This window comes from Corynebacterium sp. LaCa_205 (assembly GCF_057458085.1).
Genome location: NZ_CP190931.1, coordinates 1650783 through 1665299, shown reverse-complemented (window position 1 = coordinate 1665299; position 14517 = coordinate 1650783). Strand labels below are relative to the sequence as shown.

Below are 14517 nucleotides of genomic sequence, written 5' to 3'. Positions count from 1 at the left end.
CCGATCCCCCTTGAGAAACTTTTATGCACCGCATCACTGTCTAAGGTGGCTCCTAAGGCGCTCACCACGGGCTTAGGGGGAACGACCGCGAAAAGCCTCGAATAAAACGGGATGGATGGTTCAGCTAAAGGCGGAACTATCACCCCCACTTGGCACCCCAGACATGGCAAAAGCCTTCCAGCCCCGCAGTAGGGCTGGAAGGCTTTAAGCGGCGATAGAACCTTTAGACTTCGAGGTCTGCCTGGAAGTCCGCGGTCTGCAGGCGATCCTTGATGGTGGTGATGAAGCGGCCTGCGTCCGCACCGTCAACCACCTGGTGATCGTAGGTGAATGGCAGGTAGCACATCTGGCGGATGGCAATGGCATCCTGGCCGTTTTCGTTGACAACCACCGGACGCTTCTCAATGGCTGCGGTACCCAGAATGCCGGCCTGTGGCGGAACCAAGATCGGGGTATCGAGCATGGCGCCCTCGGAACCGATGTTGGTCACGGTGAAGGTAGCACCGGTCAGATCGTTCGGCTTCAGCTTGTTATTGCGGGCCTTATCAGCCAGCTCCGCAATCTGCTGCGCGATCTGCGGCAGGGTCATGTCCTGTGCCTTGTGGATGACCGGGGTGAGCAGACCCTTCGGCGTATCAACAGCGATAGCGATGTTGACGTCCGCGTGGTAGGTCATCTCCTTGGTTTCTGGGTTATAAGACGCATTGACGTTCGGGTGGGAGACTAGGGCCTCAGCGGTAGCCTTCACGATGAATGGCAGGAAGGACAGGTTGGCACCGTGCTTGTCGATGAATGCCTGCTTGTTCTTCTTGCGCATATCCCAGATGGCAGTCATGTCGACTTCCTGCACGTGGGTAAGCTGTGCGGAAATCTGCAGCGCCTCTACCATCTTGGAAGCGGTGATTTCGCGAATGCGGTTAACCTTCTGGGTGGTGCCGATAAGCTCCTGCTTGGCCGGATCCACAGACTTGGTGGACCAACGAGCGCGTGGGGAGTTGTCGGATTGCGCACCAGACTTGGCAGGTGCGTCTCCTTCGCCAGCGGCAGCAAGCACGTCCTGCTTGCGGATACGGCCACCGACGCCGGTGCCCTCAACGTTGTTGAGGTCTACGCCGTGCTTGTCAGCCAGCTTGCGTACCAGTGGGGTGACATAAGGAACGTTGTCGCCGTTGTTGACCTTCGCGGAGGTATTGAGAGAAGAATCCTGCTGGGTTTCCTTCTTGTCCTCTGCCTTTGGCTCCGGCTTCTTATCTTCCTCTGCCTTTGGCTCTTCCTTCTTTTCCTCTTCCTTCTTTTCTTCGGCCTGTGGTTCTGGCTTGGAGTCGGAGGAGGATGCGGTGGCGTTTTCGTCGCCGATGCGGGCGATGACTGCGCCTACCTCGATGGTGTCATCTTCGTCGGCGAGGATTTCTACCAGGGTGCCTGCTACTGGGGATGGAATTTCGGTGTCGACCTTGTCGGTGGAGACCTCGAGCAAAGGCTCGTCTACTTCGACGGTGTCGCCGACGGACTTGAGCCACTGGGTGATGGTGCCTTCGGTGACGGACTCGCCAAGTTCTGGCATTTCCACGTCGGATGCATCGCCGGAGCCGCCGTTAGAAGAGTCAGCCTTCGGCTCTTCCTTCTTTTCTTCGGCCTGTGGTTCTGGCTTGGAGTCGGAGGAGGATGCGGTGGCGTTTTCGTCGCCGATGCGGGCGATGACTGCGCCTACCTCGATGGTGTCATCTTCGTCGGCGAGGATTTCTACCAGGGTGCCTGCTACTGGGGATGGAATTTCGGTGTCGACCTTGTCGGTGGAGACCTCGAGCAGTGGCTCGTCTACTTCGACGGTGTCGCCGACGGACTTGAGCCACTGGGTGATGGTGCCTTCGGTGACGGACTCGCCAAGTTCTGGCATTTCCACGTCGGATGCGTCGCCGGAGCCGCCGTTAGAAGAGTCAGCCTTTGACTCTACCTGAGCTTCTTCTGCTTCTTCCTCGTCCTTGTCAGCGGAGGAGTCGTTGGATGCGGAGCCTGCCTCATCCTCGTCACCGATGATGGCAATGACCTCGCCAACCTCGATGGTGTCATCCTCGTCAGCCTTAATTTCAATAATGGTGCCGGCTACGGGGGAGGGGATTTCGGTATCGACCTTGTCGGTGGAGACCTCGAGCAAAGGCTCGTCTACTTCGACGGTGTCGCCGACGGACTTGAGCCACTGCGTGATGGTGCCTTCGGTTACGGATTCGCCCAGCTCGGGCATCTCAACGGAGTTCGCCATGAGTTATAAGACTCCTCGAAAGTTGGAAGTGTTCTATCGCTACCCGACAATCTTACAGCGTGATGCTCACCCTCGTGCAGATGTGGGGTTAGTAACTACCCTCCTTCCGGGTAAGCTAGGGAATTATGTTCAACCCCTTCCGCCGCAACAAGTCCAGATCGTCACTGCGACCACCCCGCGGACCGGGGGAGACCATCCGCCCAGAAGACGCGCAGGATTTGCAACAGTGGGCCGCCGGAAGAATGTATGTAGAGGCCTTTGTGGAGCCGGAAACAGTGGTCAACGAGATGTCGGTTGTCGTTGTCGATGAAAACGGCGAGTTCATCCGCCGTCGCATCGGCGGGCCAAAGGGTATCGACGCGGTGGCCGCATTATTGAGCTGCGATATTTATGACGTGGAAGAAACCGGCTACCCGCAGCGCATGCGTGAACGCCTGGAGCGAAACCGCATTCTGCGTAAAAGGGAAGAACAAAGAAAACGCCGCGCCCGGTTCGAGCGCGGCGAGAACCCCGATACGGGGACTGAATTAAGCTAGATCGCTCTCTTCACGTAGGTAGACCTGGGAGCCGCGGCGGCGGAATTCGGCAGACTTTTCTTGCATGCCTTTCTCCGGTGCAGTGCCGTCGACGGCCTCGCGGACTTGCTCACCTAGCGTTGGCATGCCTAGCTCGGCCATCTGCCCGCCAAACATATCCCGAATGTCTTGGCTGATGCGCATAGAGCAGAACTTGGGGCCACACATGGAACAAAAGTGGGCGGTCTTTGCTGGCTCGGCAGGCAAGGTTTCGTCATGGTAAGCCTGCGCGGTTTCCGGATCGAGGGAAAGCGCAAACTGATCATTCCAGCGGAATTCAAAGCGGGCCTTGCTCATCGCGTCATCCCAGGCACGGGCGCCAGGGTGACCTTTGGCCACGTCCGCGGAGTGCGCGGCAATCTTATAGGTAATGACACCAGTTTTTACGTCATCTCGGTTGGGTAGGCCCAAGTGCTCTTTCGGGGTCACGTAGCACAGCATCGCCGTGCCACCCATAGCGATATGGGCGGCGCCGATGGCAGAAGTGATGTGGTCATAGCCGGGAGCGATATCGGTAACTAGCGGGCCGAGAGTATAAAAGGGCGCGTCAGAGGCCCAATCTTGCTCGAGCTCGTTATTTTCTTGAATCATGTTGAGCGGGACATGCCCGGGGCCTTCCACCATGACTTGGACGTCATACTCCCAAGCCTGGCGGGTAAGTTCACCAATCGTTTTAAGCTCAGCGAACTGGGCTGCGTCGTTCGCATCGGCTAGGCTGCCGGGCCGCAGGCCGTCGCCAAGCGAAAATGCAACATCGTACTGCGCAAAAATCTCGCATAACTCATCAAAGTGCTCGTAAAGGAAAGATTCTTTATGGTGGGCCAAGCACCAGCCCGCCATAATCGAGCCGCCGCGGCTTACAATGCCAGTCACGCGATTGCTAGCTAGAGGCACATAGGCCAAAAGCACACCAGCGTGAATCGTCATATAGTCCACGCCCTGCTCACATTGCTCGATGACGGTATCACGGAAGATTTCCCACGAGAGGTCCTCCGCTACGCCATTGACCTTTTCCAATGCTTGGTAAATCGGGACGGTGCCGATGGGAACCGGGGAGTTGCGCAAGATCCACTCACGGGTGGTGTGGATATCGTCACCCGTAGACAGGTCCATGACGGTATCCGCACCCCATTGGGTAGCCCAGCGCAGTTTGGATACTTCCTCATCGATGGAGGAGGATACTGCTGAGTTGCCGATATTGGCGTTAATCTTGGTAAGAAATTTGCGGCCAATGATCATGGGCTCGGACTCGGGGTGGTTGACATTATTGGGAATAATCGCGCGGCCGCGAGCGACCTCCTGACGTACGAATTCCGCATCGCAATGCTCGCGCAGAGCTACAAATTCCATTTCTCGGGTAATGATGCCCTGGCGGGCATAATGCATCTGCGTAACGCGTTGGCCTGCCTTCGCCTTAAGCGGCAGGCGCTTAGAGCCCTTCCATTCTTGGGAGGCAGCACCGCGGCGCTGTGCGGCGCGGCCGTCATCAGCGAGCTCTCGGTTGCGGCCTTGGTATTCTTCGGTATCCGCGCGTTTTTGAATCCACTCGGTGCGCAACGCTGGAAGCCCCTGCTCCGGTGCGCATTCAGGACCACGCGTGCGGTAAACGCGGAAGGGCTCGTTAGGGGCATGAGGGGAATCGTCCAAGTGGATTTCGGTCTCTGGGACCTCTAAACCGTTGTGTCGAATAGGGGAGTAGGAATGCTTGGGGTGGTTTTCTGGGGTAGCCGTCATGGCAGGCTCTCCTCTCTTCCTTCGTAGGTATTAACCAAACAGGTTCGAACGGTAGATACGCAGCTGTAGCGCACTCTCAGCCCGTGCTCGGGCACCCGTGGGGACGCAGATCACCGTATAACAAACGCTTCACCCAGCGCAGGGTTTTCCGCATTTGGTCTAGGCCTAGTGATGCCTGGTGGGAGGGTGAAGGAATGTGGCTGCTAGGTCAACAGGAAACTTTCAGGATTCTTCCACCCGTATCCAATATCGGTAACCCATACTGAATTTATGCGTTTGAGAGAGCGCATGCGAGAGAGATAGAGAGAACCCCTCATGTTTCCAGAGGGCGGCTGTTTTGCCGATACATGGAAACACCTTGTAGAGAGACGCCTGCGGCCCTCGGACCACTTTCGGTTCGAGGGCCGCAGGCGTTTTCTTTTGCCTAGCAGATCGTGGCGCCGGCAGCGGCTAACTCTTGCAACGCCACCTCACCGCGAGATTCATTTACCGGGGAGCAATAGTCACGCAGAACGCGGACGGTGAACCCCTCCTGTAGGGCATCAGTAGCGGTGGCACGAACACAATGATCGGTGGCAATGCCCACGATGTCTACGGCATCGATGTGGTGCTCGCGCAACCAGTCAGCAAGCAGGGTGCCGTTAGCAGCACCCTCAAATCCGGAATAGGCGGCGGTGTATTCGCCCTTGCGGAAGTAGGCTTGGGCCGGCCCGATAGCCTCATGCATGGCCGCGCCGTGGGACTCGGCTACACAGTGCACGGGCCAGGAATCAACAAAATCCGGACTCTGCGAAAAGTGAGAGCCCGGATCTATATGCCAATCCTGCGTGGCTACGACGGTGTCATAATCCTGTTGCAGAGTCGCGATTTTGGCGGCGACTTCATTGCCTCGTTCGGTGCCTAAGGCACCGCCGGGGCAAAAGTCATATTGAACGTCAACGATAATCAGAGCAGGCTTCATGCCTTTAGGAGTTTAATCGCATAAAGCCTGCTGTGGTGCTACTTTAATTCAGCAATTTCGCGCAGGGCTGCTACCACCGTGCGGGTGGGCACGCCGGTGCCCATCTTTGGGGTGTATCCATAAGCGCCAGTGGTGTTGAAGGAAGGGCCGGCCACATCGATATGGGCCCATTCGATTCCTTCACCCACAAAGTGTTGGAGGTAGGTGCCGGCATATTCCATGCCGCCCTCACGCTTAGCGTTGATATTACGGATATCGGCGCTGGCGGATTTTACCGATTCCTCGTGTTCCTCCAGTAGCGGCATGGCCCAAGCCTTCTCGCCCACCTCGCGGCCGATTTCGGCCATGCGGTCACGGAATTCCTCGGAACCCATAACGCCGGCGGTCCGCTCACCTAGAGCAACCATCTGGGCGCCGGTGAGAGTAGCCGTTTCAATGAGGTAGTCAGGGTTGTCCTCGCTGGCGCGCGCAATGGCATCAGCAAGCACGAGGCGACCTTCCGCATCGGTGTTGAGTACCTCGGAGGTAATGCCGCCGTAGTGGGTGATGACGTCACCTGGGCGGGTGGCATCGCTGCCTGGCATGTTTTCTGCCAGTGGCAGGGTAGCGGTGATACCCACCTTGAGGTTCAGCTTTGCCGCAGCGATGATGGCAGCGGCCATTGCGGCGGAACCGCCCATATCGGAAATCATGTCCCACATCTTGGCGCCTGGCTTCAAGGAAATGCCGCCGGTATCAAAGGTAATGCCCTTGCCCACCAGCGCGACGTGGCGCTTGGCCTTCTTCGGGCGCCAGCTCAAGCGGACCAAACGCGGCGGACGTGCAGAGCCACGGCCGACCGCTAGGATGCCGCCAAAGCCCTGCTTTTCTAGGGCCTTTTCATCCAAGACCTCTACCTCAAGGCCCGCCTCTGCTGCTTGGGCGGAAAGGAAAGCGGCGTAGCTTTCTGGGTAGAGCAGGTTGGATGGAGAATTGACCAGATCGCGGGCGAGAAGAACGGATTCAGCGGTAATCTTCGCGTTTTCAAATTCCTCTTGGGCTGACTTCTCGGCCACTACGGTAAAGGTGGTGGGCACCGTAGATGGCTCGCTGCGTAGGCCGGAGTACTTATAGCCGCCGAGGATGAGGCCTTCTACCACTGGGGCGATGCCAAAATCGCCCAGAGAGGTAGCTACCTGTTCAATCTTGTTAATGGAGCGGGCGGCATGGCCTGCAGCGCGGCGCAGCGTTTCATCGTCTACTTCTTCTGCTTCGCCCAATCCCACGGCGATGATGGAGGCTACGCCAGCCTTAGCTGGAGCCGGTACGCGCGTGACCTCGCCGGCCGTGCCGGAAGCCCCTACGGCCACCAGTGCCTCATAGGTGGAGCGAAGTGCGGCAGCCCCTAGCAATTCGGTACCCGGCAGTTCTAGCCCGCCTTCGCCCTGGAACGCAGCGATTAGTAGCGCGTCCGCCTTCTTAGGAGCCTTCTTCCCCAGCTTTAGCTTGGGAAAGTGACCGCGTGCGGGCAATTCGTTTTGTGCCATAGTGTCCTCCTTTATAAAAAGGCTTATCAATCTTCCCTCTACTGTACCGCGCAGCGGTGAACTTATTCCTGCCTCGCTATAGATAAAGGGGTAGATTGTGGGCATGCTTGATTACACGATTACTCGGACCGATAATCCCACGTCTGCGGAGGAATTGAGCGAAATTCTCGCCAACCCCGGCTTTGGCAAGCACTTTACGGACCACATGGTCACCATTAATTGGACCGAAGAAAAGGGCTGGCACGATGCTCAGGTAAGACCGTACGGGCCCATGACAATGGAACCGGCCAGCAACGTATTCCACTACGGGCAGGCAATCTTTGAAGGCATCAAGGCCTATCGTCAGCCCGATGATTCCATTGCCACCTTCCGCCCCGACCATAATGCCCAGCGGTTTATCAACTCTGCTGAACGCTTGGCTATGCCGGAGCTGCCGCAGGAGGAGTTTATTGAGTCTTTGCGCCAGTTGGTGGAAGTAGATAAGGACTGGGTACCGGAAGCCGGTGGAGAAGCGGCGTTGTATCTGCGTCCCTTTATGATCTCCACCGAGGTTTCCTTGGGGGTTCACCCGGCCAAGTCCTACCGCTACGTGCTTATAGCCTCCCCAGCGGGTTCCTACTTCAGTGGTGGCATCAAACCGGTATCCGTCTGGCTGTCCACCGACTACGTGCGCGCAGCGCCCGGCGGCACCGGCGCGGCCAAGTTTGCGGGCAACTATGCGGGCTCGCTATTGGCCCAAGCTCAGGCGGATGAAAAGGGCTGTGACCAGGTGGTCTGGTTGGACGCTATTGAACGCCGCTACATCGAAGAAATGGGCGGAATGAACCTCATGTTTGTCTATGGCTCCGGCGAGAATGTGGAGATTGTTACGCCAGAACTATCCGGTTCCTTGTTGCCGGGCATCACGCGCGAATCTCTTCTGCAAGTTGCCCAAGACCTGGGCTACAAGGTCACCGAACGCCGCATTACGGCCGAGGAATGGCAGCGCGATGCAGAATCCGGCGCAATGTCGGAGGCCTTTGCCTGCGGTACTGCCGCGGTTATCACCCCGGTGGGCCACGTGCTGGGCGATTCCGCCGATTTCCAGGTCAATGGCAATGAAGCAGGCGAGATCACCATGACCTTGCGCGAGCACCTAACCGGAATTCAGCGCGGTGCCGTGGAAGATACCCATGGCTGGCTGCATACCCTGGTGAAATAGGCCGCGGCTTAGGCGTCTGTGGCGATCTCGACTCCGGTAAGTAGCATCGGCAGCGCCGCTAGGGCGCCGAGGGTGGGCTCCGGCTCCATTGCCAGTTGGTGCAGTGGCTGGAGGCCCAGTTTTCTTAGCGCCAACTCATGGGCAGGGGCGGTGGAAAGGGTAGTGGCAAAGAGCCACTCTTTCACCCCAGGGTTATCGCGCTCGGCAAGGAGCGCCGCGGTTGCGGTTAAGGGGGCATCGATAAGGAGAGGCGTGCGACGCTCCGCGGCTCGGGTAATGAGCCCCACCGCAGCGGCCAGCACCGCAGACTGGCAGGAGGCTACGAGCTCCATGCCCTCGAGGTTGCGGGCGCGGAACATAGCATCTCGAATGGCAGAGACCTCTCGCTTCCAGTCTTCCACGCTGGGCTGCTTGCCGACGATCACTACCGGCTCCGTCTGCGTCATCGTCGCCATGACCACGGCGGGGACGCGGGCGCTTTCCACGCCGCCGGGAATCAGTAGGTCCGCACCGGCATCAATTTCCGCATCTGCGGTAGCGGCTCCCAAGTCATATGCCTGGGATAGATCCGTCACCGTGACTACATTCAGTCCGGCCCCGGCCCGACGCGCAGCGGTCTCGGGAGCCGGTAGCTGGGGCTCCTGCTCAGCAAAGACGATGGCTCGTATACGCTGCGGCTCCTGAGCGGGGGCGCTGCCTTGGCAGGCGGCTAGCCATTGGGCGGCTTCGGTCAGGCGCCCATAAGGCGCGAGCTGTGCGTCGTGTGCGGTACGTGCCTGAGAATCGGGCTGCGGAATGGCCATGAGCACATCTCCCTAAACGTCAGCACCGAGCTCCACGCGGGGGCGCGGAATGCGCCACTTGCGCGGCTGGCTGGCGCGGGAATATGCATAAAAGCCCAGGCTAAAGCCGGCTTCAGTGGTGCCAGGGAACTTGGTACGCACGGCATTATTGCAGCGGCGGGCCAAGATGATGCCCTCGATGGCAAAGATAATGAGGATAACCATCGCCACCGCGTTAATGACCGTCGCGATGCTTGGTACCGCGTAAGTCAAGAACACGACCACGATGAGAACTAGGGCCATTGGCATAACCCAATTGCTCAAGCTGCGGCGCGCATCTACCCAATCGCGCACATAGGCGCGTTCTGCGCCCTGATCGCGAGCGGGAAGGAAGCGCGGATCACCGTCAGCCATGCGGGCCTGCTGCTCACGGTTGGCCTGCTGGCGCTCTTGGCGCTCCTTTTTCTTATATTCCTTCCACTCGTCCTTGCTCATGGACTTCTTCATGTCCTTGCGGTGCTGGTAACGCTGTGCTTCGGACATGCCATGAGGATCGCGCTTTACGCCGCGCGCGATCTCTTGTTCGGAGCGCTTTGGCGTAGGACGACCCTTCGGTGGGGTATAGCCCTTGCGCTGGGGCTCTTTCTGAACTTCTTCCTGCGCCTTGTCCTGCGCAGGAGCGGGCTCAGTGGAGGTCTTGTCATCTTTTTGCCACGGGAGTTTCACGCTCCTCACACTACAAGGTTTAGGCGCGAATAGGGGAATAGGCCCGGCCCAGTAGATGTTGTAGCAGTGGGCTACCTTTTCCCACCTGAAAGAAGCGGGTAGGGTAGTGGCAACGAAACCAATACTTATTGAGGAGAAGTGATGACCGCTCCAGCTTCCGCAACCGGCGTCATTCTGACTGAAGCAGCAGCCGCTAAGGCAAAGGCGCTGCTTGATCAGGAAGGCCGCGACGATCTCTCCCTGCGCATTGCCGTTCAGCCTGGCGGCTGCGCTGGCCTGCGCTACCAGCTTTACTTTGATGATCGCACCTTGGATGGTGACAAGGTCGACCAGGTAGGCGGCGTAAACCTCGTCGTGGACAAGATGTCCGTTCCTTACCTGACCGGTGCCAAGATTGACTTCGCTGACACCATCGAGTCCCAGGGTTTTACCATCGATAACCCGAATGCCACCGGTTCTTGCGCCTGTGGCGATTCCTTCAACTAAAAAGAAGGACAGCAAAGAGGGTGGGTGCCGATGGCACCCACCCTCTTGTGTATGTGTGGAAGGCTCTTAGAGCTTGACTGGATAGTCGCGCTGCTCGATCTGCGGATCGATGCGCTTTTCCACAAAGATGCCGTGCCAAATCATAAAGGACAGTACGGTCCACAAACGGCGGGAGTGGTCGGAGACGCCGTCGCGGTGCTCCTTGAGCATCTCGAGAACTTCCTTCTTATTGAAGATGTCCTCGGTCTGGGCTTCGTTGATGGTGTCTTGGGCCCAGCCGTAGAGCTCGTCGCCGGCCAACCAGTGGCGCATCGGCACAGGGAAGCCCAGCTTCTTGCGGTGCAGAACATGGGACGGGACGATCTGCTCCATGGCTTTGCGGAGTGCGTACTTGGTGGTGCCGTGGGAAATCTTCAGGTCATAAGGGATGGACTCGGCCACCTTGAAGACTTTCTTGTCCAAGAAGGGCACGCGAAGCTCAAGCGAGTTGGCCATATTGATCTTATCGGCCTTGACCAAGATATCACCGCGCATCCAGGTAAATAGGTCGAGATGCTGCATGCGTGCGACCGGGTCAAAGCCCTCGGACTGCGCGTAGATGGGCGCAGTTACCTCGCGGTGGTCCCATTCGCGCTTCGCCCACGGGATAACCCGTTGCATCTGCTCAAAATTGAAGGAACGTGCGTTGCCATAGTAGCGCTCTTCCATGGTCATCGAGCCACGGTTGAGCAAAGACTTGCCCTTCATGCCTTCTGGCAGCACCTGGGAGAGCTTGCCCAACCCTCGGCGCAGTGGGGAAGGGATCTTCTCAAAGGGAGCGAGGGACAGTGGCTCCTTATAGATGGTGTAACCACCAAAGAGTTCGTCCGCGCCCTCACCGGAAAGAACAACCTTGACGTGCTTGCGGGCTTCTTGGGCCACGAAATAGAGCGGCACCAGCGAAGGGTCAGCTACCGGATTGTCCAGGTACCACATGATCTTCGGGATGGACTCGGCATACTCCTCCGGGGAGACAATCTTGACGATGTGCTCCACGCCAATAGCTTCCGCGGACTCTGCCGCGACATCGACCTCAGAGTAGCCCTCGCGCTCGAAGCCGGTGGTGAAAGTCAGCAGATCAGGGTTGTGGCGCTTAGCCAGGGTGGCAATAGCTGTGGAGTCAATGCCGCCCGACAAGAAGGAGCCTACGGTGACGTCGGCGCGCATGTGCTTAGCTACGGAATCCTCCAGCGCCTCCGCAATCCGGTTAAAGAGTTGCTGCTCTTCACCTTGCTTTACCTGTTGAACAGGGAAGCGGGGCTTAAAGTAGCGCTCGGAGACAACCTCTTCGCCTGGACGAAGGGTAACGGTGCAGCCGGATTCCACGCGGCGGATATTCGCGTGGAGGGACTCCGGCTCCGGGACGTATTGCAGGTCGACGTAATGCTCAATGGCGCGGCGGTCAAGGTTGAGCTCTAGACCGATCTCGTCTGCCATTTCCAGAATGCACTTCATCTCGGAGGCAAAGACAGTGCCAGCGTCGGTGGTGGCGTAGTACAGCGGCTTGATGCCGAATTGGTCGCGGGCAGCAAACATCGTCTTAGTGTGGGTGTCCCAGATGACGATGCCGAACATGCCGCGCAGGTGGTTGACCACGTCCTTGCCCCAGTGGTGGTAGCCCACCACGATAGGCTCACCATCGCCTTCGGTATGGAAGGTATAGCCGAGGCCCTTGAGCTCTTCCCGTAGTTCTACGTAGTTGTAGATTTCGCCGTTGAAGGTCAAGGCGTAGCGGTCAGGCTGGTCCTCCGGACCCCAGCGAAGGGGCTGGTGGGAGTGTTCTAGGTCAATGATGGACAGGCGATTGAAGCCAAAGGCAGCATCGCCGTCGTGCCAGGTGCCTGCCGCATCTGGGCCGCGGTGGCGCATGCAAGGCAGGGAACGTTCTAGCGCGTCAACGTACTTATCTACGTCGCCCGTGGCGGCGAGCATGCCAAGAAGTCCGCACATGTAAAGATTGCTCCTTAATATAAGCGTCTATTGCTAGTCACCCACTTTACGGCTCGAGAGGTGCAAACTAGAACACGCCACGGCTTAAGGAAAGCTGTTGGCTGCCTTGGAAATAGCTTCCCCGATAGGGTGCGAACTTTCGGTTGATGTATCCCCGGGCAAGCTGTGAATTGACACACATGGCCGTGTTAGAACCTTAGGGTCCGGTTGGAACATTGTGCAGGTGGGGCGGTAACCTACAAGAAGGAGAATATGAAATGAGCGCACTAGGTGCCCTTTTATGCCTTTAAACAGGCTGGGAATCTGGCAATTTTCCTCTATTCTGATTGGGTAAGAGTGCTCTGTGAGTATTCGAGAAGTTTTGTGTGGACAGAAAGGCAGAACACACGTGGGACAGCGTAATAAGCGCACCTTTGCCCGCAAGGCGGGCGTAGCTGGCGCACTTGCCCTGGGTGGACTCGCTCTGGCAGGTTGTGACGTTCAGGCGCCAACTGTTGTAGAGAACCTCCTGGGATTCGGTTGGCCAAAGGGTATTACCCCTGAGGCAGAGGCCATGTACAACTTCTGGATTTGGGTCTGGGTTGCTGCGTGGATCGTTGGTTTTATTATGTGGGGCCTGTTCCTCACCGCTATCTTCCGCTGGAGCGCGAAGAAGGCGAAGAAGGATGGCAAGGGCGAGTTCCCGCGCCAGATTCAGTACAACGTACCGCTTGAGATGGTTCTGACCATCGTTCCGATCCTCATTATCATGGGCCTGTTCTTCTTTACCGTTCAGACCCAGCAGAAGGTTACCGCCTTGGATAAGGATCCGAAGGTCGTCGTCGACGTCACCGCTTTCCAGTGGAACTGGAAGTTCGGTTACGCGGAGAACCACGTTAACGGTGAGAACTATGACGGTGCTGATAAGGAACGTCAGGCCGAGGCAGAAAAGTCTGCTCACGACCCAGAGGGTATCGATAACCCGAACCCAATCCACGGCAAGTCCATGGGCGACCTTTCTTACCTGAACTACAACAAGATTGAGACCGTCGGTACTACCGAAGAGGTTCCGGTTCTGGTTCTTCCTTCCGATACCGCGATTGAATTCCGTCTCGCTTCTGGCGACGTATCCCACGCTTTCTGGGTACCGGAGTTCCTATTTAAGCGCGACGTCTACGCACACCCAGAGGCAAACGCTCAGGAGCGTAGCTTCCAGGTGGAAAAGATTGAGAAGCAGGGCGCATTCGTTGGTCGCTGTGCCGAGATGTGCGGTACCTACCACTCGATGATGAACTTTGAAATCCGCGTTGTATCCCCAGAGGACTTCAACAAGTACATGAAGTTCCGCGAGAACAATCCGGAAGCTACCAACGCCGAGGCTCTCAAGGAAATCGGTCAGGACCCATACGCGGTTACCACCCACCCGTTCTCCGGCGAGCGTGATACCGCTAATGGTGACAACTTCGTCAACACGGCGGCATAAGAGATAAGGACACAACACAATGCGTGCAACATCGAAAGTCTTTTACTCAATCGCGACCTACCTTCTTGTCTCGCTGATTGTCTACATCTTCGGCGTTACCTTCGTTAAGGACGACGGCTACCTGTATGGTGCCGAGTGGGTTGGCATCGTGGGTATGTTCCTTGCCTTCCTGCTGTGCATGATGCTCGGTGCTTACCTGCACTTCACCGATAACCGCAGCGACGTCCTGCCAGAGGATTGGGAAGAGGCAGAGACCGAGGACGCGGCTGGCATCCTAGGCTTCTTCTCTCCAGGCTCCATCTGGCCGCTGGCTATGACCGGTGCTATCGCGCTCCTTGGCCTGGGTGTCATCTTCCTTTACTTCTGGCTGATCGCTCTCGGCGCTGTCTGCCTGATCGCAGCATGTACCGGCCTTTCCCTGCAGTACGGTCTGCCAAAGGAAAAGCACTAATTCTTCACTCTGAAGAAATCCCCGCCTAAAACTTCTTCGCCCTCCTAGCTTTGGAAGCTAGGAGGGCTTTGGCGATCGGTAGTCGGATGTTCCGCCAAAAAGTTCCCTAGATTCCAAAAAACTTTTAGGAGGTGGGGTAGTGGCCGCACATCCAACAAGGAAGTTTCCTAACCGTCTGTGCTATTCGGCCACGTAGAGGCATCTTTTCGCGGGGGTCGACCGAAAGTTGTAGACCTGCGGGTTTGGGGTGCTGAGTGGGTGTGATTTATCTCTCCAGAAAGTATAAATCCCACGTACTTGTTAATGCATCTACAGGTCAGAATTACTGAGGTGGGGGCGCTCGGGAATTTCTAAGCGTGGGGCG

At 57.5% G+C, this 14517-nt stretch carries 12 protein-coding genes; 5 read left to right on the top strand and 7 right to left on the bottom strand.

Annotation, left to right across the window (positions count from 1 at the left end; translation table 11 throughout):
* Window positions 1-223 precede the first annotated feature (223 nt).
* On the bottom strand, window positions 224-2260 hold the full coding sequence (gene sucB / locus ACP8J1_RS08045; protein WP_248133529.1) for a 2-oxoglutarate dehydrogenase, E2 component, dihydrolipoamide succinyltransferase: 2037 nt from the start codon (window positions 2258-2260) through the stop codon (window positions 224-226).
* Between the two features lie 125 nt (window positions 2261-2385).
* Between sucB and ACP8J1_RS08040 the strand changes: the two genes are divergently transcribed.
* Complete coding sequence (locus ACP8J1_RS08040) at window positions 2386-2796, top strand: hypothetical protein (protein WP_023021164.1); 411 nt, start codon at window positions 2386-2388, stop codon at window positions 2794-2796.
* On the opposite strand, the gene thiC is transcribed toward ACP8J1_RS08040, so the two are convergent.
* From thiC to ACP8J1_RS08025, 3 genes are all read right to left on the bottom strand, one after another.
* On the bottom strand, window positions 2788-4569 hold the full coding sequence (thiC, locus tag ACP8J1_RS08035) for a phosphomethylpyrimidine synthase ThiC (protein ID WP_023021165.1): 1782 nt from the start codon (window positions 4567-4569) through the stop codon (window positions 2788-2790). The genes ACP8J1_RS08040 and thiC overlap by 9 nt on opposite strands.
* Before the next feature lie 424 nt (window positions 4570-4993).
* The gene (locus tag ACP8J1_RS08030; protein WP_023021166.1) at window positions 4994-5530 is read right to left on the bottom strand and encodes an isochorismatase family protein; all 537 of its coding nucleotides are present in this window, start codon (window positions 5528-5530) and stop codon (window positions 4994-4996) included.
* 38 nt (window positions 5531-5568) lie between these two features.
* Complete coding sequence (locus ACP8J1_RS08025; RefSeq protein ID WP_023021167.1) at window positions 5569-7056, bottom strand: leucyl aminopeptidase; 1488 nt, start codon at window positions 7054-7056, stop codon at window positions 5569-5571.
* A gap of 103 nt (window positions 7057-7159) precedes the next feature.
* Between ACP8J1_RS08025 and ACP8J1_RS08020 the strand changes: the two genes are divergently transcribed.
* Window positions 7160-8257 (top strand): branched-chain amino acid aminotransferase, encoded by a 1098-nt coding sequence (locus ACP8J1_RS08020; protein WP_023021168.1) that lies wholly within the window; start codon window positions 7160-7162, stop codon window positions 8255-8257.
* Window positions 8258-8265: 8 nt separating this feature from the next.
* Here ACP8J1_RS08020 and ACP8J1_RS08015 read toward each other — a convergent pair whose 3' ends face one another.
* Entirely contained in the window at window positions 8266-9060 is a 795-nt protein-coding gene (locus tag ACP8J1_RS08015; RefSeq protein WP_023021169.1) for a nicotinate-nucleotide--dimethylbenzimidazole phosphoribosyltransferase, read from the bottom strand.
* Between the two features lie 12 nt (window positions 9061-9072).
* Window positions 9073-9765 carry a DUF3043 domain-containing protein gene (locus ACP8J1_RS08010; protein ID WP_023021170.1) on the bottom strand — a complete coding sequence of 231 codons (693 nt, stop codon included), beginning with the start codon at window positions 9763-9765 and terminating at the stop codon, window positions 9073-9075.
* Between the two features lie 141 nt (window positions 9766-9906).
* Between ACP8J1_RS08010 and ACP8J1_RS08005 the strand changes: the two genes are divergently transcribed.
* A complete protein-coding gene (locus ACP8J1_RS08005) occupies window positions 9907-10251 on the top strand; it encodes a HesB/IscA family protein (RefSeq protein ID WP_005324455.1) in 345 nt (114 codons plus the stop codon).
* Between the two features lie 66 nt (window positions 10252-10317).
* On the opposite strand, the gene asnB is transcribed toward ACP8J1_RS08005, so the two are convergent.
* Window positions 10318-12240, bottom strand: coding sequence for an asparagine synthase (glutamine-hydrolyzing) (gene asnB / locus ACP8J1_RS08000; protein ID WP_023021171.1), 1923 nt, complete (start codon window positions 12238-12240; stop codon window positions 10318-10320).
* A gap of 388 nt (window positions 12241-12628) precedes the next feature.
* Between asnB and ctaC the strand changes: the two genes are divergently transcribed.
* Both ctaC and ctaF read left to right on the top strand, forming a co-directional pair.
* Window positions 12629-13702, top strand: a complete 1074-nt coding sequence (gene ctaC / locus ACP8J1_RS07995) for an aa3-type cytochrome oxidase subunit II (RefSeq protein WP_023021172.1) — start codon at window positions 12629-12631, stop codon at window positions 13700-13702.
* Window positions 13703-13721: 19 nt separating this feature from the next.
* Window positions 13722-14153, top strand: coding sequence for an aa3-type cytochrome oxidase subunit IV (ctaF, locus tag ACP8J1_RS07990; RefSeq protein ID WP_023021173.1), 432 nt, complete (start codon window positions 13722-13724; stop codon window positions 14151-14153).
* Window positions 14154-14517 lie beyond the last annotated feature (364 nt).